At 53.2% G+C, this 20,591-nt stretch carries 20 protein-coding genes; 15 read left to right on the forward strand and 5 right to left on the reverse strand.

All coding sequences use genetic code 11. The features are described 5' to 3' along the window. Positions 1-36: 36 nt before the first annotated feature. Genes LJ739_RS05635 through LJ739_RS05660 form a run of 6 tightly spaced genes read left to right on the forward strand, consistent with a single transcriptional unit; the run spans position 37 to position 6,493 of the window. Positions 37-1,218, forward strand: coding sequence for an amidase (locus tag LJ739_RS05635; protein WP_229157889.1), 1,182 nt, complete (start codon positions 37-39; stop codon positions 1,216-1,218). Further along, positions 1,208-2,794 carry a gamma-glutamyltransferase family protein gene (locus LJ739_RS05640; protein WP_229157891.1) on the forward strand — a complete coding sequence of 529 codons (1,587 nt, stop codon included), beginning with the start codon at positions 1,208-1,210 and terminating at the stop codon, positions 2,792-2,794. The genes LJ739_RS05635 and LJ739_RS05640 overlap by 11 nt, the downstream gene beginning before the upstream one ends. 2 nt (positions 2,795-2,796) lie before the next feature. After that, positions 2,797-3,615: a sulfite exporter TauE/SafE family protein gene (locus LJ739_RS05645; RefSeq protein ID WP_229159443.1), complete on the forward strand. Its 819-nt coding sequence runs from the start codon at positions 2,797-2,799 to the stop codon at positions 3,613-3,615. Positions 3,616-3,658: 43 nt separating this feature from the next. Beyond that, entirely contained in the window at positions 3,659-4,843 is a 1,185-nt protein-coding gene (locus tag LJ739_RS05650; RefSeq protein ID WP_229159445.1) for a pyridoxal-phosphate-dependent aminotransferase family protein, read from the forward strand. Further along, a complete protein-coding gene (locus LJ739_RS05655; RefSeq protein ID WP_407646742.1) occupies positions 4,815-6,077 on the forward strand; it encodes an allantoate amidohydrolase in 1,263 nt (420 codons plus the stop codon). Before LJ739_RS05650 ends, LJ739_RS05655 begins: the two co-directional genes overlap by 29 nt. Positions 6,078-6,112: 35 nt before the next feature. Next, positions 6,113-6,493: a PAS domain-containing protein gene (locus tag LJ739_RS05660; protein WP_229157893.1), complete on the forward strand. Its 381-nt coding sequence runs from the start codon at positions 6,113-6,115 to the stop codon at positions 6,491-6,493. Here LJ739_RS05660 and LJ739_RS05665 read toward each other — a convergent pair. Both LJ739_RS05665 and LJ739_RS05670 read right to left on the reverse strand, forming a co-directional pair. Continuing rightward, on the reverse strand, positions 6,483-7,346 hold the full coding sequence (locus tag LJ739_RS05665; protein ID WP_229157901.1) for a sulfurtransferase: 864 nt from the start codon (positions 7,344-7,346) through the stop codon (positions 6,483-6,485). The two genes, LJ739_RS05660 and LJ739_RS05665, sit on opposite strands and share 11 nt — an antisense overlap. After that, positions 7,343-7,669 (reverse strand): antibiotic biosynthesis monooxygenase family protein, encoded by a 327-nt coding sequence (locus tag LJ739_RS05670; protein WP_229157903.1) that lies wholly within the window; start codon positions 7,667-7,669, stop codon positions 7,343-7,345. Before LJ739_RS05670 ends, LJ739_RS05665 begins: the two co-directional genes overlap by 4 nt. Before the next feature lie 105 nt (positions 7,670-7,774). Here LJ739_RS05670 and LJ739_RS05675 point away from each other — a divergent pair, with 105 nt between their 5' ends. Then, complete coding sequence (locus tag LJ739_RS05675) at positions 7,775-8,290, forward strand: cupin domain-containing protein (protein ID WP_229157905.1); 516 nt, start codon at positions 7,775-7,777, stop codon at positions 8,288-8,290. Here the strand turns inward: LJ739_RS05675 and LJ739_RS05680 are convergent, their stop codons facing one another. After that, positions 8,291-9,304, reverse strand: a complete 1,014-nt coding sequence (locus LJ739_RS05680) for an adenosine deaminase (RefSeq protein ID WP_229157907.1) — start codon at positions 9,302-9,304, stop codon at positions 8,291-8,293. It lies immediately after the preceding gene. 172 nt (positions 9,305-9,476) lie between these two features. Here LJ739_RS05680 and LJ739_RS05685 point away from each other — a divergent pair, with 172 nt between their 5' ends. Then, complete coding sequence (locus LJ739_RS05685; RefSeq protein WP_229157910.1) at positions 9,477-10,805, forward strand: NCS2 family permease; 1,329 nt, start codon at positions 9,477-9,479, stop codon at positions 10,803-10,805. Here LJ739_RS05685 and puuE read toward each other — a convergent pair. Further along, positions 10,792-11,706, reverse strand: coding sequence for an allantoinase PuuE (gene puuE / locus LJ739_RS05690; RefSeq protein WP_229157912.1), 915 nt, complete (start codon positions 11,704-11,706; stop codon positions 10,792-10,794). The genes LJ739_RS05685 and puuE overlap by 14 nt on opposite strands. A 16-nt stretch (positions 11,707-11,722) precedes the next feature. Then, the gene (locus LJ739_RS05695; protein WP_229157914.1) at positions 11,723-12,367 is read right to left on the reverse strand and encodes a TetR/AcrR family transcriptional regulator; all 645 of its coding nucleotides are present in this window, start codon (positions 12,365-12,367) and stop codon (positions 11,723-11,725) included. A 251-nt stretch (positions 12,368-12,618) separates the two neighbouring features. Here LJ739_RS05695 and xdhA point away from each other — a divergent pair, with 251 nt between their 5' ends. The 7 genes from xdhA to LJ739_RS05730 are packed head-to-tail and all read left to right on the forward strand — an operon-like array spanning position 12,619 to position 20,585. Next, the gene (xdhA, locus tag LJ739_RS05700) at positions 12,619-14,064 is read left to right on the forward strand and encodes a xanthine dehydrogenase small subunit (protein ID WP_229157916.1); all 1,446 of its coding nucleotides are present in this window, start codon (positions 12,619-12,621) and stop codon (positions 14,062-14,064) included. Further along, positions 14,057-16,384: a xanthine dehydrogenase molybdopterin binding subunit gene (gene xdhB, locus LJ739_RS05705; protein WP_229157918.1), complete on the forward strand. Its 2,328-nt coding sequence runs from the start codon at positions 14,057-14,059 to the stop codon at positions 16,382-16,384. The genes xdhA and xdhB overlap by 8 nt, the downstream gene beginning before the upstream one ends. Further along, the gene (gene xdhC / locus LJ739_RS05710; RefSeq protein ID WP_229157920.1) at positions 16,381-17,241 is read left to right on the forward strand and encodes a xanthine dehydrogenase accessory protein XdhC; all 861 of its coding nucleotides are present in this window, start codon (positions 16,381-16,383) and stop codon (positions 17,239-17,241) included. Before xdhB ends, xdhC begins: the two co-directional genes overlap by 4 nt. Further along, a complete protein-coding gene (gene uraD, locus LJ739_RS05715; RefSeq protein WP_229157922.1) occupies positions 17,238-17,762 on the forward strand; it encodes a 2-oxo-4-hydroxy-4-carboxy-5-ureidoimidazoline decarboxylase in 525 nt (174 codons plus the stop codon). Before xdhC ends, uraD begins: the two co-directional genes overlap by 4 nt. Further along, positions 17,755-18,075, forward strand: a complete 321-nt coding sequence (uraH, locus tag LJ739_RS05720) for a hydroxyisourate hydrolase (RefSeq protein WP_229157925.1) — start codon at positions 17,755-17,757, stop codon at positions 18,073-18,075. Before uraD ends, uraH begins: the two co-directional genes overlap by 8 nt. 3 nt (positions 18,076-18,078) lie before the next feature. Further along, the gene (gene guaD, locus LJ739_RS05725) at positions 18,079-19,386 is read left to right on the forward strand and encodes a guanine deaminase (RefSeq protein ID WP_229157927.1); all 1,308 of its coding nucleotides are present in this window, start codon (positions 18,079-18,081) and stop codon (positions 19,384-19,386) included. Further along, on the forward strand, positions 19,383-20,585 hold the full coding sequence (locus LJ739_RS05730; RefSeq protein WP_229157929.1) for a urate hydroxylase PuuD: 1,203 nt from the start codon (positions 19,383-19,385) through the stop codon (positions 20,583-20,585). The genes guaD and LJ739_RS05730 overlap by 4 nt, the downstream gene beginning before the upstream one ends. Positions 20,586-20,591 lie beyond the last annotated feature (6 nt).

Below are 20,591 nucleotides of genomic sequence, written 5' to 3' on the forward strand. Positions count from 1 at the left end.
TGTTTCATTGAGGCATGCGAAAACATTGAGACCACGATGCCTGTACCGATCAATAACCCGTTTGTTTCAACCACCAAGCCTCCCCTGCCTAGCGGCAAGGGAATGCTTGAAGGCAAGCGCCTGGCAGTAAAAGATGTGTTCGATGTTGAAAACACCGTCACTGGTTTTGGCAATCCAACATGGGCCGCCCGACAACGCCCGGCAACAAACACCGCCACCGTTGTTCAACAATTGATCACCGCTGGCGCGCAGTGGGCGGGTAAAACCATCACGGATGAGTTTGCCTATAGTCTCGAAGGGCAGAATATTCATTACGGTATCCCGCTAAATCCAGTCGCCCCAGAGCGTTTACCCGGTGGTTCCAGCAGTGGATCTGCCAGTGCGGTAGCACAGCGATTGGCCGACATCGGCCTTGGCACCGACACTGGCGGCTCAATCCGCGTGCCCGCCAGTTATATGGGCTTGTTTGGATTTCGCCCTACCCATGGCGCGCTGGACACCGATGGCTTGCAACCGTTGGCGCCTTCTTTTGACACGGTTGGCTTGCTAACCCGTGATCCGGTGACATTACACCGCTGTCTGATTGCTTGTGGGCTCACACCCATGGCAGCGTTTCAAAATGGGCCTCTGGGCACCATTAATGCGCTATTTGAACAGGCTGAGCATGGGCCACAACTGTTGCGACTGTTCGACCAGCTTGCATCAAAACCTGAACCCAGAGACTCGTTAAGTCAACGTCAACTCGACGAAGCAGCCAACGCCTTTGTTACCCTGCAAGGGGCTGAAATCTGGCAAAGGCTGGGTCCGTGGCTTAAAGCCCATCAACCGATCGTGTCACCGGCCATCAAAGCCCGGCTCGATCATTGTGCATCCCTGACTGATGCTGATATTGAAGCGGCAACCCAGGTTCGCCATCAGATCATACAATGGTCACAACAAGCCCTGTCGGATAACGGTATACTGGTATTGCCAACAACACCGGGGCCTGCGCCGCTGATTAACATGAGCGATACACAGCGCGCTGCCTATCGTACGACATTACTGTCGTTTACCTGTCTGGCCGGATTAGCAGGTCTTCCCCAGTTACACGTACCCCAAGGTCAACTGCACGGCGCCCCCGTCGGATTCAGTCTTATCGGTCCACCCGGCAGCGATCTTAATTTAGTTGAAAGGGCCATTACCCTGCTTGGTCATCTGGAGCCTACCCATGCCCAATAGTCAAACCAATATAGCCTTTACCGCACCTCATTTTGCCGCAGCGCAAACCGGAGAGAACGTTCTACGCCAGGGCGGTACAGCCATCGAGGCGATGGTCGCCGCAGCAGCGTCCATCGCAGTTGAATACCCACACATGAACGGTTTGGGAGGCGACGGTTTCTGGTTGATCAGTGAGCCAGGAAAAACCCCTGTTGCGATTGACGCCGCAGGCACCGCGGGTCGCGCTGCTACCCTGTCCCGATTCAGCAACAAGACAGCCTTACCCAGTCGAGGGCCCGATGCTGCGGTGACCATGGCGGGTGCCGTCAGTGGCTGGCAAACAGCACTCCAACTCAGTCACCAGTGGCAGCCAGGGATCCCTCTGGCAGAACTGCTTGCACCCGCAATTGGGCAGGCGAAATGGGGTATCGAAATAACCCACAGTTTGTCATCTGCAAGCCACAAAACTTTCGACGAATTGTCAGAATTTCAAGGGTTTGCGCCATTTTTGCACAAAGGGAAACCGCTTAAAGAAGGACACATTCTTAAGCTTCCTGCTCTGGCTGCGACCCTTGAACAGCTCACCCATGAAGGACTTGATAGCTTCTATCGGGGTGAAATAGCCGCTTCACTTGCACAGGATCTCCAACAGGCCGGTAGCTTGCTAAGCGCTGAGGATTTTGCGGCTTATAGCGCCGCATGGGTTACACCGCTTAAAGCAGACATATCAGTGGGTCGATTGTATAACCTTCCTGCACCTACACAGGGTATTGCTTCGTTGATCATTCTGGCGCTGTATGACCGTCTTGCCCACCTTGTCGACGATGAAGCCAGCAGAGTCCATTTGATCATCGAATGCACCAAACAGGCATTTTTATTGCGTGATGCTCACGTCGTGGACCCCGAACAGGTATCGTTGCCTCTGTCATCACTGCTTGACGCTGAAAAACTCGACCAATTGGCGGCAAAAATCAATGTGCAAAAAGCCCTGCCCTGGCCTCATCAAGCCGCCCATGGTGACACAATCTGGATGGGTGCCTGCGATCAACAGGGACGAATGGTCAGCTACATACAGAGCCTGTATTGGGAATTTGGTAGCGGCATTGTATCGCCGACAACCGGCATTGTATGGAACAACCGGGGAACGTCTTTCTCGCTCGATCCCGATGATAAACGCTGTTTGCGTCCCGGCGCCAAACCCTTCCATACCCTGAACCCAGCTTATGCGGAATTACACGATGGCCGACGTATAAGCTATGGCACCATGGGGGGCGAAGGACAACCCCAAACTCAGGCCGCGTTGTTTAGCCGCTATGTCTATCAGAACCTGCCTCTGGCGCAGTCCATTGCTGATGGCCGTTGGCTACTAGGGCGTACCTGGGGAGACCAAAGTCATAACCTTAAACTCGAAGCGGATTTGGCAGATGAAATCGGTGCGACACTGGCCAGTATGGGTCACGATACGGCGATAGTTTCTCCCTGCAACGAGATGATGGGACATGCCGGCGCTGTTGTACATCATCCCGATGGCCATACCGAGGCTGCAACCGACCCTCGTAGCGATGGCAAGGCTTTTCCCAGCGGAGGAATGTGGTAATGATGGAGTTCTTGCCTGCTCTGCCCGTCATGCTGTGGCTGGCACTGAGCGGTGTATTTGCCGGGCTGTTGGCTGGCCTGCTGGGCGTCGGTGGCGGTATTGTCATCGTACCGGTGTTGTACTTCCTGTTCCAACATTTTGGCGTATCCCCCGAGCATGCCATGGCAATAGCCACGGCGACGTCGCTGGCCACCATCATACCCACGTCGCTCAGTTCCATTCGTTCCCACCACCGCAAGGGCAACGTTGACTGGTTACTGTTAAAGGAATGGGCCTTGTTTATCCTCGTTGGCGTGATTGCCGGCAGTCTGGTGGTTACCCATGTTCAGGGCGAGTGGTTAACCGGTCTGTTTGGCGCTATCGCAACACTGGCTGCACTCAATATGCTGTTGCGGGCCAAGGCCTCACACTGGCATGACGGACTCCCTGGACGGGCAGGTCAATCATTGATGGCGTCGACGATTGGTGCGTTGAGCGCCATGGTCGGCATCGGCGGTGGAACCCTGTCGGTGCCGCTGTTAACCGGTTTCAACTACCCGGCCCACCGCGCTGTAGGTTCGGCAGCAGCGATTGGCCTATTGATCGCGCTTCCTGGTGCCTTGACCATGATAGTGATGGGACAAACGCCAGTCGATGCACCTACTGGCACCGTTGGACTGGTTAACCTACCGGCATTTGTGTGTATCGTGCCTCTGACTGTTTTGTTTGCCCCCGTTGGTGCCCGTTTGGCCCATGCGTTAGATGCCAGTCTGCTAAAGCGGATTTTTGCCGTCGTATTGCTGATCACCGGCATACGAATGATTTCTCAATGGTTGCTGTAGGAGCATTTTCGTGGCGTTGCTCGATCCCCCACACCGTTTATTGATGGGCCCTGGCCCAATCAATTGCTATCCCCGTGTTTTACGGGCCATGTCGACACCTCTGGTGGGCCAGTATGACCCGGTAATGACCGGCTACATGAATGAAACCATGGCGTTATACCGTCACGTGTTTGAAACCCGCAATCCGGCAACCGTGTTAATTGACGGAACATCCAGAGCCGGTATTGAAGCCATTCTGGTGTCAGCCATTGAACCGGGTGACAAGGTATTGGTACCGATATTCGGTCGTTTTGGTTATTTGCTGAAAGAAATCGCACAGCGCTGTGGCGCAGATGTGCATTGTATTGATGTCCCCTGGGGTGAAGTGTTTAGCCTGCAACAGATTGAACAGGCGCTGCGACAGGTTAACCCCAAACTTGTCGCAATGGTACAAGGCGATACGTCGACAACCATGCTTCAACCTCTGGAAGGGATTGGCGAACTGTGCCATCAATACGGTGCGTTGTTGTATGTCGATGCCACAGCGTCAGTCGGTGGAAACCCGTTAAAGGTTGATCCGTGGCAGATTGATGCGGTCTCGGTCGGTTTGCAAAAGTGTCTTGGCGGTCCCTCCGGTAGCGCACCGATCACCCTGAGCCCGCAATTTGTCGAGCAACTGATGCCCCGCCATCACATTGAAGCAGGCATTCGCGAGAGCGGCGACCATGAAGGTAACGGTCGGCGTATTGCATCAAACTATTTCGACCTGCCGATGATCCTCGATTACTGGGGTGAAAAGCGCCTGAACCATCACACAGAATCTGCGACCATGCTCTACAGCGCGCGGGAATGCGCCCTGACATTGCTCGATGAAGGCATTGATCATGCCATTGCCCGACATAAACTTCATGGCCGTGCGATGGCGGCGGGCCTGGACGGCCTCAACCTTGAACGATTTGGCGATCAACAGCACAAAATGAACAATATCGTCGCCGTGTATATCCCTCAGGGGATTGATGGCGAGGTTTTTCGCTCCGTGCTGCTAAACGACTTCCACATTGAAATTGGCACCTCTTTCGGCCCTTTGCACGGTAAAGTGTGGCGCATTGGAACCATGGGCTACAATGCCCGTCAGGACACTGTGTTTCACACCCTCATGGCAATGGAGGCGGTCCTGCGACGTATGGGCCATCCGTTAACCCCCACACAAGCAATCAACAATGCCTATGACATCTATGCCAGCGCTTAACAACGAACTCGTTACCGAGCTTGCGCAACAGACACTCGATCGCTGTGAAGAATTGGCGCTGTTGACTCAGACTCCGGGTAAGGTAGATCGACGCTACCTGACACCACAACACATGGCCGCAAACCTGACCATGAAGCGCTGGATGCAGTCTCTGGAGATGTGCTGCTGGCAAGATCAGGCCGGCAATCAATGGGGACGATGGAAATCGGCCAATCAAGATGCCCCGATGCTGATCATGGGTAGCCATCTTGACACCGTTCCCAATGGCGGAAAGTACGACGGTATATTAGGCGCATTGCTGCCAATCGCACTGGTTGAATACCTACGTAGAAATGACATCCAACTGCCCTACCACCTGGATATCGTAGGATTTTGTGACGAAGAAGGTACACGGTTCGGAACGACCTTGCTGGGCAGTCGGGCGGTAACCGGTCAATGGCAATCCCAGTGGGCGACCCTGAGTGACAATAATGGCGTGACCCTGGCTCAGGCAATGCGTGATTGTCAGTTGGACCTCAACAATATTGCTCGCGCCAGCCGCAAGAATGACCCTTTACTCGGCTTTATCGAAGTTCACATTGAGCAAGGCCCGGTGTTAGAAGCACAAGGATTACCCATTGGCGTGGTCTCGGCAATAGCCGGTGCTGAACGGTTTGAAATCACCGTGGATGGGCGGGCCGGACACGCCGGTACCGTGCCGATGTCGATGCGTCAGGACGCATTAAGCGCAGCTGCTGACATGTTGCTACATATCGAACACTGCGCATTGCGCCATCAGGCCGTTGCTACGGTTGGCGAGCTTAACGTCAGTCCAGGTGCAGTCAATGTGATCCCGGGTCGCGTTGTCTTCACGCTCGATGTACGCAGTCAATCAGACGATGTGCGCAGCGCAACGATTAACACCATATTCGAAGGACTAACCGCGATCGCGGAAAAACGATCCGTAACGTATTCAAACCGATGCTTGCACAAAGCCAATGCTGTTCAATGTGACGATGAACTGACAAAGGCACTGGCGCAGGCTATCCAAAACACCGGCACTCCGGTCACTACACTGCCTTCGGGCGCAGGACATGATGCAATGGCCATGGCCGACATTTGCCCGGTCGCCATGCTGTTTACCCGTTGTCAGGGTGGTATCAGTCATCATCCTGATGAACGTGTAGATCTGGGCGCCGTGTCGGCGGCATTGGCCGCGTTGATCCATTTGACCCAAGGCCCTGGCATAGGGTAGTTTGGTTAGGTAAAAGCCAACACTGTGGATCCACCATGCCAATCCCGACCCAAACGTTAAATGCTTTGCCGGTTGCCATGCTGTTGGTACAGCCGGACCCCAATACCGGTGTGCACTATAACCGCTTTGTGTCGCAGCCTTTCACCGATTTAGTCGGCTGGTCTCTTGCAGATATACCCGACAAGCCAACCTGGTGGGAAAAGGCTTACCCCGATCCTGGTTACAGAGATGCCATTGAGCGGCAGTGGGAATTGGCCGTTGAAGTCGCGTCAGAAGAAAACGCCAACACCGTTAGTATGGAAGCCAATATTACCTGTAAAAGCGGACGGCAACTGCGCTGCAAAGTGACTGCAGTGGTCTCTGATGATCTCGTTCGCGGCCACTATTTTGTGTTCTTTGAGCCGGTTAGCGACTGATCGGAAGTCCACTGCCCTCTTTGCCCCATTCACTCCAGCTACCGTCATACACCCTCACCCGGCTAAAACCACACACCCGTGCGGCCAATGCCACCACGCAGGCGGTCACGCCACTACCACAGTACACAATGAGCGCTTGATCTTGACCTATCCCCAGAGATGCAAAACGAGCTTCCAACACTTTTTTGTCAGCCATACCATGGGAATTTAGCAGGCTGTCAAAGGGAATATTGAGCGCGCCGGGTATATGGCCCCGTTGCATGCCAGGTCGGGGCTCCGGCACTTGCGCAAGATAGCGGGCTTGGCTGCGCGCATCAATGATCACAATATTGGGGTCGTCCAGGGCAATGAGAACATCGTGTTTATCTGCCCAATACTGGGGAAGCCTTTTCGTATCAGGTAGCGCCCAACAAGGCGCAACCGATGGCTGATCTTGTTTTACAGTGGTGCTGTCATCTAGCGGCGTGACGGGTAAACCGGCGTCAAACCAAGCGTTAAAATCGCCGTTCAATAGCCGGATCTGATACCCCATAGAACAAAACATCCACCACGCTCGTGGTGCAAAACGCATCCCCTGATAGTCATATACCAGTAACGGTACATTAGCGGGCAACTCAAGCTGTTTCAGATGATGATAAAAGCGTTGATAAGTAGGCAGCGTATGCGGTAGTTCGCTGTCTGGGTCAGCAAACGTCTTTTCAAAGTCCATTACCGGCGCATGTCCAATACGGTATGCCGGAAGCGGCGGAAGCTGGCCAGTGCTAATATCGGCCATCCGCGTCCAAATCGGGTATATCGCTCCTTGTTGCAACTGTGCATTTGCATCCTGCAATGACAGCAGCGGCGACATCATTCTTCTTCGCCTTCCATGCTGTAGTCCCGTTCAACTTTGGCAATCCTCACGGTATAGCCCTGATACCACTGAGCCTGCCCTTTGGATTGGGCTACCTGATGCTGAGGGTTGGACTTCCAAGCTCGGATCGAATCAAGATCACGCCAATAAGATACCGTAATACCAAGGTCCGAACGGGCGGAGTCCATACCCAAAAATCCAGGTTGTTGCTGGGCAAGCGACACCATTTTTTCCGCCATGGCGTCATAGCCAGAGGTTTCATCGGCCATTACCGAGGTAAATATCACCGCATAATACGGCGCTGTGGGGGCATTGTTAAACATGACGTTCCTTGATGTTCTTTGGCTTAGCGGCATTGTACGCCCAATCACTGGTAGTTTTGAATCCCCGGTGGTACTGTTTGACCAACATCACACGAAGAGAATCTGATGTCCCATGTAACCCAAGCACCGCCCTTGTCCACGTTAATTAAAGGCCTTGGACTTACCCCCCATGTAGAGGGTGGTCATTATCTGGAAACTTACCGCAGCGCAGCAACCTGTGATCCTGATGATGGGCGTGGCAACCGTTCATTGCTGACATCGATTTACTACCTGTTGAGCAAAGATTCTCCGATTGGCCATTTTCACAAGAACCACAGTGATATTGTGCATTATTTTCACGCCGGTGATGCCATCACCTACTATCTGATTTTTGACGATGGGCACATTGAAACCCCGGTACTGGGGCCAGACGTCAGCGCCGGACAAACTTTGCAGTTGATTGTGCCCGGCGGTGTCTGGAAGGCATCTCACCTGTTGGACAATGGCAGCGCCGGCTATGGATTGATCGGCGAAGCCGTCGCGCCTGGGTTTGACTATCAGGACATGACGCTGGCAGATCGTGAGACATTGCAGGCGCAATTTCCACAACATCAGGCCTTGATCAAAGAGCTGACCCGCTAATTAGGGATGCGCGTCAGCCATCTGTTCGATTTTATCCAGCCAATACTGTTTTTGCTCCGGGGCCAGAAAGCTGGCCCGAAAACCGTTGCGGATTAACGTCAGCGCCTCTTCCCGGGTTAACGCCAGTGACGTTACCAGGGCCTGATAATTTTCCAGTAAATAACCACCAAAATAACTGGGGTCATCGGCATTCACGGTGACGTTCAGCCCTTTGGCCAACATGTCACGGAGTGGATGTTGCTCCATCTTTTCATACACACACAACTTGACGTTTGAAAGGGGGCATACGGTCAATGGGATCTGATGCTGAACAAGGTGTTCAACCAACTCAGGATCCTCCAGGCAACGTACACCGTGATCAATGCGATCAACCTGTAAGGTATTGAGGGCTGACCAAATATAACTGGCAGGCCCCTCTTCGCCGGCGTGGGCTACCTTCAACAAGCCATGTTGCCCCGCCTGCTCAAATACACGAGCGAATTTCTCTGGTGGATTGCCCTTCTCGCTGCTGTCCAGGCCAACCGCAGTGATCCGATCTAAATAGGGTTTAGCGTCCTGCAGGGTTTGTATCGCCTCCTGTTCAGTAAGGTGGCGCAGAAACGACAGGATAAGCAGTACCGAAGGTCCGCCGTTTTGTTTGGCCTCTTCAATGGCGCGGCAGAACCCGGGCATAAACACATCATAACCGATGCCCCGTTCAGTGTGGGTTTGCGGATCAAACATGATCTCACAATGCACCACGCCCTGGGCGTGACTGCGCTGCAGGTAATCACGCATCAGACAATAGAAATCTTCTTCGTCACGCAATACCGATGCGCCCAGATAATACAAGTCGAGGAAACTCTGCAGGCTGTCGAACTGGTAGGCCGCGGCGACTTCTTCCACTGTGGTATACGGCAGAGAGACATTGTGCTTGGTCGCCAGTGCCATCATCAGTTCGGGTTCCAGCGAGCCCTCTATGTGCAAGTGCAATTCCGTTTTGGGCAATGCAGCGATGAGTGACATTAGCGACATAGAATTCTCCTGATGCTGGAATGTAAACGGGGTATTGTTCACAGACGAAGTGACTGCACAGCGTCTGTTCAATCGTGTACTCTTAGGTTGTACTGCAAAAGGCCTGCCATTACCAGACCATATGGTCATATATTTGCAGGGCAATCCCACTCATAACAACGAGAATACACGGATGGGTAAAATCCTAGAACACTGGTTTAACCTGAAAGCACATAATACCACCCCGAAAACCGAGCTTGTCGCCGGCCTGACGACCTTTGCAGCGATGTCGTATATCCTGGTGGTCAATCCGGCGATTCTTGGGATCAGTGGGATGCCGGTTGACGCTTTGATCACGGTCACTGCACTGGCAGCCTGTATCGGCACGGTGATCATGGCACTGAGAACCAATTACCCTATCGCAATGGCACCGGGCATGGGGCTGAACGCGTTTTTTGCCTACACCATCTGTCTGGCAAGGGACATACCCTGGGATGCGGCTCTGGGGATCGTGTTTTACAACGGCGTATTGTTTTTATTGCTATCGGTTACCGGCGTGCGCAAAAAGATTGCCGATGCCATTCCCAAAGCACTAAAAATCGGTGTGCAATGCGGCATTGGATTATTCATCGCGTTTATCGGGCTGAAAAATGCCGGGCTTATCGTGGCCCATCCAGCCACCCTGGTGTCCATTGGCGATCTGAGTGAACCGGTAACCTTGCTGGCATTGGCCGGGATCATACTCACCATCGTGATGGTCAGTCGGGGCTATCGCAGCGCCATTTTGTTGTCAATCATCCTGTTGACCAGCGCTGGCCTGTTCATTCCCCATAATGACGGTATGCTGACCGCCACGCCTGAGGCACTGATCGGCTTACCCGCTCCTATCGACACAACCTTCTTGGCCATGGACCTGACCTACCCTCTGGTTAATCTGGCGACCTGCTGGGATCTGATCTTTGCCCTGTTGTTCGTCAACATGTTTGACACCATCGGGACACTGATTGGCGTGTCGCGCAAGGCCAATTTACTGGACAAAAACGAGCAGTTACCCAAAATGGGCCAGGCGCTCAGTGCCGATGCTGGCGCGAGTGTCGTCGGAGCTGCACTTGGCACGTCGCCGGTAACTTCCTATGTCGAATCAGCCGCCGGCGTATCAGTGGGTGGCCGCACGGGGCTGACCGCACTGGTGGTCGGCCTGTGTTTTTTGCTTGCGCTGCTATTCACGCCGGTAATGCTGGTGATCCCATTAATGGCAACCACGCCTGCACTGGTGATGGTGGGAATTTATATGCTGGATGGCATCAAGCAACTGGATTTTGAGGATTTACCCAGCGTTGCAACAGCAACCATCGCCCTCATTGCTATGCCACTGACATTCAGTATCAGTGAAGGAATAGCCCTGGGTTTTATCACCTATGTCGGTGTCATGATGGGCTGCGGAAAAAGGCACCAGGTATCGCCGCTGGCCTGGGCAATGGCACTGATCTTCCTGGCCCGCTACGTGTTCAGTCTGATGTAGGCAGTGGAAACTGGCGACGCCAGTGTTCGGCGATTTCAACCCGACGACACAACCACACATTGTCTTGGGATTGTACATAATCGACAAATCGCTGTAGCGCTGCAAAACGTCCCGGGCGACCAGCCAAACGACAATGCAGCCCTACAGACATCATTTTTGGAGACTGCTGCCCCTCCTCATACAGGACATCAAAACTGTCTTTGAGGTACTGAAAGAACTGCTCGCCACTATTGAACCCCTGCGCAGTGGCAAAGCGCATATCATTGGCATCCAATGTGTACGGTATCATCAGAAGCGGGTTTCGATACTGGGTGTCATAGTAGGGTAAATCATCAGCATATGAGTCGGCGCAATAAACAATATCATCCCGCTCAGCGACCAGCTTTAACGTATTGGGACTGGTGCGACCGGTGTACCATCCTGCCGGTTTTTGCCCGGTTATTGCCTGGTGTAACTGGATGGATGCGTTCATCAGCTTGCGTTCCTGAACGATATCCATGTGCTGAAAATGGATCCAGCGCATGGCATGACTGGCAATTTCCCAATTTGCTTCCAACATCGCCTCAACCGCATCGGGATTGCGCTGCAGTGCCATGGTAACGCCGAACACGGTGATCGGAATCTGTCGCTCGGTAAACAACCGATAAAGGCGCCAGAAGCCTGCCCTACTGCCATATTCGTAAATCGACTCCATGCTCATATGGCGGCCATTATAAGCTTCTGCTCCGATGATCTCAGACAGAAACACTTCGGAACTGGGGTCACCATGCAACACACAGTTTTCACCGCCCTCTTCGTAATTGATCACGAATTGAACGGCAATACGCGCCTTGCCGGGCCATTGCGGGTGCGGTGGTGTTTTTCCGTATCCCACCAGATCCCTTGGATAGGCATGTTTCATGGTGATTTCTCCATACCTATTTAAATTTGTCAGGAACGCTAAGCCCACAACCGCTGAGGATCATATGGATCAATGCTTTGGTTGCATCTGAAAAATCCTGTTTATCCATACCTTTGCCGCGTAACGCCGCGATCTGTGCCTGGAAGTCGGCATAGTGCTGGCTGCAAGCCCAGATATTAAACAGCAGGTAGTAAGGGTCTTTAACCGACAATTTACCCTGATCGATCCAGGCTTGTAGCAGTGCGACCCGACCATCCATCCAGTCTACGTGTTGTTCTTTGTAAAATTTGCTCAAATTTGGTGCACCGTTGATGATTTCCAGTGCATAAATTTTTGACGCTTCCGGTTTGGTGCGGCTGATTTCCATCTTCTCGGCCACATAGTTGGCCAGCACCAGCGCAGGATCATCATCCACCGTGGCGACATCAAATGCAGAATTCCATAGCGTCAGGATCTGTTCCAATACTGCCAGGTAAAGCCCTTCCTTTGACTTGAAATAATACAGAATATTGGTCTTGGGCAACTGCGCCCTGTCAGCCACGTTCTGTAATCGTGTGCCGTTGTAGCCATGCAAAGCAAATTCCTGCTCTGCAGCAGCCAGTATGCGGGCTCGGTTTTGCGCACCGATGCGGCCTTCCTTATTGGTTTTTTGTGCTGTCATAACGTGTTTTAGTTGTTGTTGTATCTATTTTTCGAGTTGACGACAGGTCGCCGGGTTTTGCGTGAAACACAGCATACCAGATTCCTGATCAATACATAGGGCGTTTGCATAAACCCGACGTGCACTTTTCGTACGTGACCACGCTATAGTTATACCTGTTACCGACATAAAAGCAATATAAGTTGACCATCTGGTCTAGTTTTTGTATTACTGCACGTAACAACGCCGGACACACTTACAGGGAGAACGGCATGATCAGCTTTTTGCTGAACCAACAACAAATCGATATTACGCAGATCGATCCGGACACTACCGTCCTGAACTATCTGCGTGAGCAGTGCCACCTTACCGGTACCAAGGAAGGATGTGCTTCCGGGGATTGTGGCGCCTGTACTGTCGTGGTCGCCGAACCCTCTGATAACGGTAAGGAACCACTGGCTTATAGGGCAATTAACAGCTGTGTCACGTCAATGGGAGCATTGCATGGCAAGCAACTGTTGACCGTTGAACACCTCGCCGACGGCCAAACCTTACACCCGATCCAACAGGCAATGGTCGATCACCATGCCAGTCAGTGCGGTTTCTGTACACCCGGGTTTGTCATGTCAGCATTTGCTCTCTATCACCAACACAGCAACAATACTAACCGAGACGCTGTCATCGATGCCCTGTCAGGCAATCTGTGTCGCTGCACCGGATACCGGCCGATCATTGATGCGACGTTGCAGGCGTGCCAACAGCGGCAACCAGATAAGTTTACACAACAGGCTGAACACACCCGTCAGGCGCTGCTGAACATGCAAAATCAGCCTGGCAATGTTCCCGGTTTGTACCGCCCTACCACACGGTCGGAACTGGCCGCACTCAAAGCGGCATTTCCGGATGCAACACTGGTGGCGGGCTCGACAGACCTGGCGCTCACTGTAACCCAGCAACTGGGAACCCTGGGTGATGTCATCTATTTACCGTCTGTCGTTGAACTGCAACGCCTGCAACAAACCGAAGACCGTCTCATCATCGGTAGCGCCGTCCCCCTTTCCACGCTTCATCCGTGGCTGGTTGAACGTATTCCTGCGTTGGCAGAGCTGTTCCAGCGATTTGCGTCGTTGCCCATCCGCAACCAGGCAACGCTGGGCGGAAACATAGCCAATGCATCGCCAATCGGCGATTTACCCCCTGTCGTGCTGGCACTTGAAGGCATCGTTGTGCTTGATGATGGTACCGAACAGCGTCGGGTGCCTGCCAGTGACTTTTTTCAGGGCTACCGTAAAACCGCTTTGTTGCCCACCGAATGGATTGACAGCATCGAAATCCCGCTACCGAGTGCCAACACGGTCATTGGCGCCTATAAAATTTCCAAACGCCACGAGGATGATATTTCTGCCATTTGTGCGGTGTTTGCGTTGACCATCGAAGACGATGTTATTCGTCAAATCAGTAGTGGCTTCGGAGGCGTCGCAGCCACACCGGTACAGGCAAAAACCCTTGCCGCTTCGCTGCAGGGCAAGTCCTGGACAGACAAACAAACCTGTGAAGAAGGCATGCAGCTGTTGCGCGTGGCCTTCTCACCCATTGATGATGTTCGTGGCAGTGCTGATTATCGCAAGGAATCATTGGCAAGGGTGTGGAAACGATTCTGGCTGAGCCATACGCCGGGTAACGAAACCCTGCCAGTGAGGGTGATTGAACATGCGTAAACTCATCGACGCCCCAGCCAATCAACAAACCGGTGACGTTATCGGCAAATCCCAACCCCACGAAAGCGCAATTCGACAAGTGACCGGTCAGGCACGTTACGTCGATGATTACGTGGTACCAATGGGCACTTATCATGCGGCGGTTGGACTGGCGACAGATACCCGTGCGACCCTGAAAGGACTCGATCTCGAAGCCGTGCGCCAAAGCCCAGGTGTCATCGATGTCATCACCATTGACGATATTCCGGGCCAGCGTGATATAGCGCCGGTATTTGATGGCGACCCAATTCTGGTTGATGGCGAGATACGTTTTCACGGACAACCGTTGTTTGCCGTGTTGGCCGATACACACCGGCATGCCCAACAAGCCGCGACCAAAGCCAGGGTTGTCAGCGAGCCTCTACCCCCCTGCCTGAGTGTTTCGCAGGCTCACGAGCAGCAGCGTTTTGTCCGTCCCTTGCACCGAATGGAACGGGGTGACTGGCAGGCGGGTCTGGAAAGCTCGCAGCACATCGCCAGTGCGCACCTGTCCATCGGTGGGCAGGAGCATATGTACCTTGAAGGTCAGGTTGCACTGGCCATTCCGGATGAAGAAGATCGGCTGTTGATCCACACGTCCAGTCAGCACCCCAGTGAAGTTCAGAAGCTTGTCGCCGAAGTCCTCGACGTACCGCTAAATAAAGTGGTCGTTGACATGCGCCGCATGGGCGGTGGTTTTGGTGGTAAGGAAACCCAAGCGGCGCAATGGGCCTGCCTTGCAGCGGTACTGGCCCGGCGCAATGGTAGAGCGGTTAAACTGCGCCTGCCAAGGGCTCAGGATATGCAAGCCACCGGCAAACGCCATCCGTTTGAAAATGGTTATACGGTAGGCTTTGATGCCCAAGGGTTGATACAGGCCTGTCATGTCGATATCAGTGGTAATTGTGGCATATCGGCTGATCTGTCCGATGCCATAGTAGACCGCGCGATGTTTCACGCAGACAACGGCTACTACCTCGGCGATTGCCTGGTTGAAGGTCACCGCTGTCAGACCAACCAGGTGTCTCACACCGCGTTCAGGGGATTTGGGGGCCCACAGGGCATGATCATGGCGGAGGCAATGATGGATCGGATCGCCCGTACGGTACAACAAGATCCCCTGAGCGTACGCAAGCGCAACCTGTATGATGCTGACGCCCGCAGTGAAACCCACTACGGCATGCCGGTGGGCAAACCGCTGCTGGCAGATTTGATTGAAAAGCTGGAACACTCCAGTGACTATTGGCAACGCAGAGAAGCAATAACGGCGTTTAATCAAGGGTCACCGGTGATCAAAAGAGGCCTCGCGCTGACACCGGTCAAATTCGGTATCTCATTTACCGCCAAACACCTCAATCAGGCCGGGGCACTGGTGCATGTTTACACGGATGGTAGTGTACAGGTGAATCACGGCGGGACCGAAATGGGTCAAGGCCTGCACACCAAGATCGCGCAGATCGCTGCCAATGAGTTAGGGATCGGTACTGACGGTATTGAGGTCACGGCAACACGCACCGATAAAGTGCCCAACACCTCACCCACTGCCGCATCCAGTGGCACCGACATTAATGGTAAAGCGGTACAGAATGCCTGTCAGCAAATCAGGCAACGGTTGGCTGAGTTTTATGCCGCCTCGGTGAATGGTGACGCTGACACTGTGGTGTTCAGTCAGGGACGTGTGCAGTGTAACGGCAAGTCAACGACGTTCCAGGACCTGGTTCAACAAGCTTATATAGGACGGGTTTCGCTGTCAGCCAGTGGTTTTTACAAGACCCCCAAAATTCATTATGACCGTGACACCGGCAAAGGTCGTCCGTTCTTCTATTTTGCGTATGGCGCTGCCTGCTCCGAAGTCCAATTGGATGTGCTGACCGGAGAATACAAAGTAACCCGTGTCGATATCCTGCATGACGTGGGTAACAGCATTAACCCGGCCATCGACCGCGGTCAGATTGAAGGTGGCTTTATCCAGGGCATGGGATGGTTGACCACTGAGGAATTGCGCTGGAACGCGGACGGTAAGTTGGACAGCAATAACCCGGCTACCTACAAGATTCCGGCCATCGGTGATACCCCGGCAATCTTTAATGTTGACCTGTACCCAAGGGCAAATGACGAAGACAGTATTTATCATTCAAAAGCGGTCGGTGAACCGCCGTTCATGTTAGCGATCTCTGTGTGGTGCGCAATCAAAGACGCGATCGCCAGCACAGCCGATTATCGTCACGACCCGGACTTGAACACCCCAGCGACACCAGAGCAGGTATTGTGGGCCCTGAAATCCCTCGAGGAGCCGTCATGAAGGCTACATTAAGCTGGCAACAAGCCATCAGCCAATTGAGTGGCCAGCAGCTGCCCTACGTACTGGTTACCGTACTGGGCACCGCAGGTTCAACGCCGCGGAATTCCGGCAGTAAAATGGTCATCACCGCCACCACCCAGCATGACACCATTGGTGGTGGTCATCTTGAACATGTCGCCATTCAACAGGCGCGCAGCATGCTTGGTCAATCCGCGGCTCAACAGCACATCGAGCACTTCCCGTTGTCCTCCAAGCTGGGGCAGTGCTGTGGTGGCGCCGTTAGCGTGCTGTTTGAAGTCATCCAGCAGTATCAACAACCGATAGCGGTTTTCGGCGCCGGACATGTGGCACACGCACTAATACCGATACTGACTCAGCTTCCCTTGTCAATACAGTGGATTGACAGTCGCCAGGACTGGTTGTCAGATCTGGAGCACGCCCCAAACCTGAGGGTGCACTGCAGTGAACATCCACAAGACCATGTCAGTGATCTGGACAACGGCACCTGGGTATTGGTGCTTACCCATAACCACCAACTGGATCTTGAAATCGTCCATCAGGCCCTCAAACGCAACGATTTACCGTATGTCGGGATGATTGGGTCCGACACCAAAGCGAAACGCTTTAACTATCAACTCGCGCAACGGGGACTTGACCCACAACAGCGGGCACGCCTGATCAGCCCGGTAGGTTTGTCCAATATTCCGGGTAAACGCCCCATTGAGGTAGCGGTATCCATCGCTGGCCAACTGATAGAACGCCTGCATCACTGCCCGGCCGCTGGCGCCAAAGGGACTTCCTATCGACAATCACTGGCCACGGCTCAGCAGATAAATCTGCCTCAGGAGACGCAATGACATTGCACGACATTAATCAGTTGTCTGAACAAGCCTGTTTGGACTTTTTTGAACGTTGCTGTGCTGCGACGGTCTGGTGTAATGCAATGTGCCAACATCGCCCCTACCAGAGCGAGACAGACTTACACAAGGCGGCACAGGACGCCTGGTTGGCGTTAACGCCAAAAGACTGGTTGGAAGCGTTTGCCGCCCACCCGATGATCGGCGATCTGAAGACGCTGCAGGCAAAATATGCCAACACCGGAGCCCTTGCCAGTCAGGAACAAGCGGGTACCGCTGATGCCGACCAACAGACATTGCAACAACTGCTGACCCTTAACCAACAGTACCTTAAGCGCCACGGATTCATCTTTATCATTTGTGCCACCGGTCTGTCGGCGCGACAAATGCTTGATGCGCTGTCGGCACGGATTGATAACGACACTGAGACCGAAACACGTATCGCTGCCGGTGAACAACAAAAAATAACCGCATTGCGCCTGCACAAAGCATTGCAACAACAAGGAGCTGACAATGCCTAGCTTATCCAGCCATGTTCTTGATACCACCCTCGGTAAGCCGGCGGTGGGCATGCCCCTGACATTAAAGACACCGGATGGACAGTGCGTTGAAGGGATCACCAATGCCGATGGTCGGTGCAATGAATGGCAAGGCATTCGTCTGACCACAGGTACGTATACCCTGCAATTTAATACCGGCGACTACCTGCGCAGCCACCATGGTAGTGCATTTTATCCTCATGCCGACATCACGTTTTGTATCGAAACGGATGAGCATTACCACATTCCGTTACTGATATCGCCTTTTGGCTACAGTACATATCGGGGCAGTTAAGCAATGTCGACACTCCATGGCTATCGCGCGCAACTATTGCATTTCCCCGTCATAACATCGGCACCGGATAAGGATTGTCAGCATTACAGAGACGGATTATTGGTTACGCGTAACGGAAAAATTGAAGCCATTGGCGATGCAAACCAGCTTTTGCCAAAGTATCCGGACCTGACTGTCAGTCATTTCCCTGATGGCTTATTAGTCCCTGGGTTTATCGACGCCCATGTGCATTTTCCACAAACGGAAATGATCGCCAGTTACGGTGAACAACTGCTTGAGTGGCTGCAAAACTACACATTCCCCACAGAACTGAAGTTTGCAGATCCTGACTATTCATCTGCGATTGCCGATGTTTTCCTGCGTCAGCTGTTTCGCCACGGCACCACCAGTGCGTTGGTTTACGCGACGGTGCATAAAGTGGCCACGGATGCGCTGTTCCAAGCCGCTCAGGCGAAAAACATGCTCTTGGTCGGCGGTAAGGTTTGTATGGACAGGAACAGTCCAGAGGCGCTGCAGGATACCGCAGCAAGCGCGCAACGGGACAGTGCCGCATTGATTGAGCAATGGCATGGCAACGATCGTCTCTATTATGCGCTTACGCCTCGATTCGCACCGACTAGCAGCGAAGCCCAATTGGCGGCCTTGGGAGAACTGGCTCAGTCCTTTCCTGACGTATTTATTCAAACCCATTTGTCGGAAAACCCCAATGAAATTCAGTGGGTAAAGTCACTGTTCCCACAACACCAGCATTACCTTGATGTTTACGACCATTATCACATGGTTCGCCCCAGGGCGGTATTTGGACACTGTCTGCATCTGGCGCAATCTGAATGGCAACGGCTGAGTGACAGCGGCGCAACGATTGCGTTTTGTCCAACCTCCAATCTGTTCCTGGGCAGTGGCTTATTTAATCTCGATAAAGCCCGAGACATGGGCGTGCATGTTGCCCTGGCCACCGATGTCGGTGCAGGAACCTCTTTCAGCATGTTAAAAACCGCCGGTGAAGCATACAAGGTTTGTCAATTGCAGCATCAACGTCTTTGTCCGTTGCAAGGCCTGTATGACATGACCATGGGAAGTGCCGCCGGGTTAGGACTGAATGACAAAATTGGCAACCTCAATCCTGGTACCGATGCCGACTTCGTCATTCTGGAACCTCGCTACGACGAGTTGCTTGCGATGCGGATTTGCACGGATGCGGCACCGACTGACATGCTATTTGCGTTGTCAATGCTTGGCGATGATCGTGCCATCAGAGGCACCTGGATAGCAGGGCAAAATGTCTATCAAAAACAAGGAATCGAGGAATGATGTGGCAAGAATGGATTGCATTATGTTTGCGTTGGTTTCACGTCATTGCCGGGATCGCCTGGATCGGCGCTTCTTTCTATTTCATCTGGTTAGACAACAACCTACGTGAACCACCGCAGTGGAAAAAAGATCGTGGCATCAAAGGCGATTTGTGGGCGATCCATGGTGGTGGGTTTTATGAAGTTGGCAAATATGCCTACGGCCCACAAACCATGCCGACTACCCTGCACTGGTTTAAATGGGAAGCCTATGCCACCTGGCTAAGTGGTACAGCATTATTGGTGCTGATCTATTACATCGGCGCTTCGGCGTATCTGATTGACCCTGCGGTGATGGACCTGACACCGGCCCAAGCGGTGCTGCGTGGCGTAGGTTTGATTCTGGCTGGCTTTCTGGTGTACGAATTGGCCTGCCGCTCTGAACTGGCCAATCGACCCACCCTGTTTGCCGTATTATTGGTTGTGCTGATGTCGGTGGCCACTGTGCTGGCTACCCAATGGTTCAGCGGACGTGGCGCATACATTCACGTGGGCGCGCTGATGGGCACGATCATGGCCGCGAATGTGTTTGTGAAGATCATCCCCGCACAGCGGCAACTGGTGGCAGCCGTGGCCGAAAAACGGCCGATAGACCCCGTTTGGGGCGAGCAGGCAAAGCTGCGCTCGGTGCACAACAACTACCTGACCCTGCCCTTGTTGTTTACCATGATCAGCAATCACTACCCGATGACCTATCAGCACGCGCACAGCGCAGCATTGCTGATTGCTATCATGCTAACCGCCGCATGGATCAGACATTACTTCAATCTGCGCCACACAGGACAGCATCGACCCGCGATCCTGGTCAGCGGTGGCGTAGCGTTGGTATTGATTGCGTTGTGGGCACAATGGCCTGAAGAACAAGCCGTTTCCGAACCGAATTCGCTAAGCAAACAGCCAGCGGCGGAGGTTACAGTGCCTGAAGATGTGATGGCAGTGATGGCCAATCATTGCCAGCAATGCCATAGCAAATCACCCACTGACGAGATGTTTGTGATCGCACCAATGGGTGTGGTGTTGGATACTCCGCAGGACGTTTCCCGTCTCGCGGGGCGCGTCTATCAACGCACCGTGGTGAGTAAAGACATGCCGTTTATGAACAAATCCGCCATCACAGACGCAGAACGGGACGTGATAAAACGTTGGTTTGAACGTTTATAGACGCTT

This window comes from Fluctibacter halophilus (assembly GCF_020687825.1).
GTDB lineage: Bacteria > Pseudomonadota > Gammaproteobacteria > Enterobacterales > Alteromonadaceae > Fluctibacter > Fluctibacter halophilus.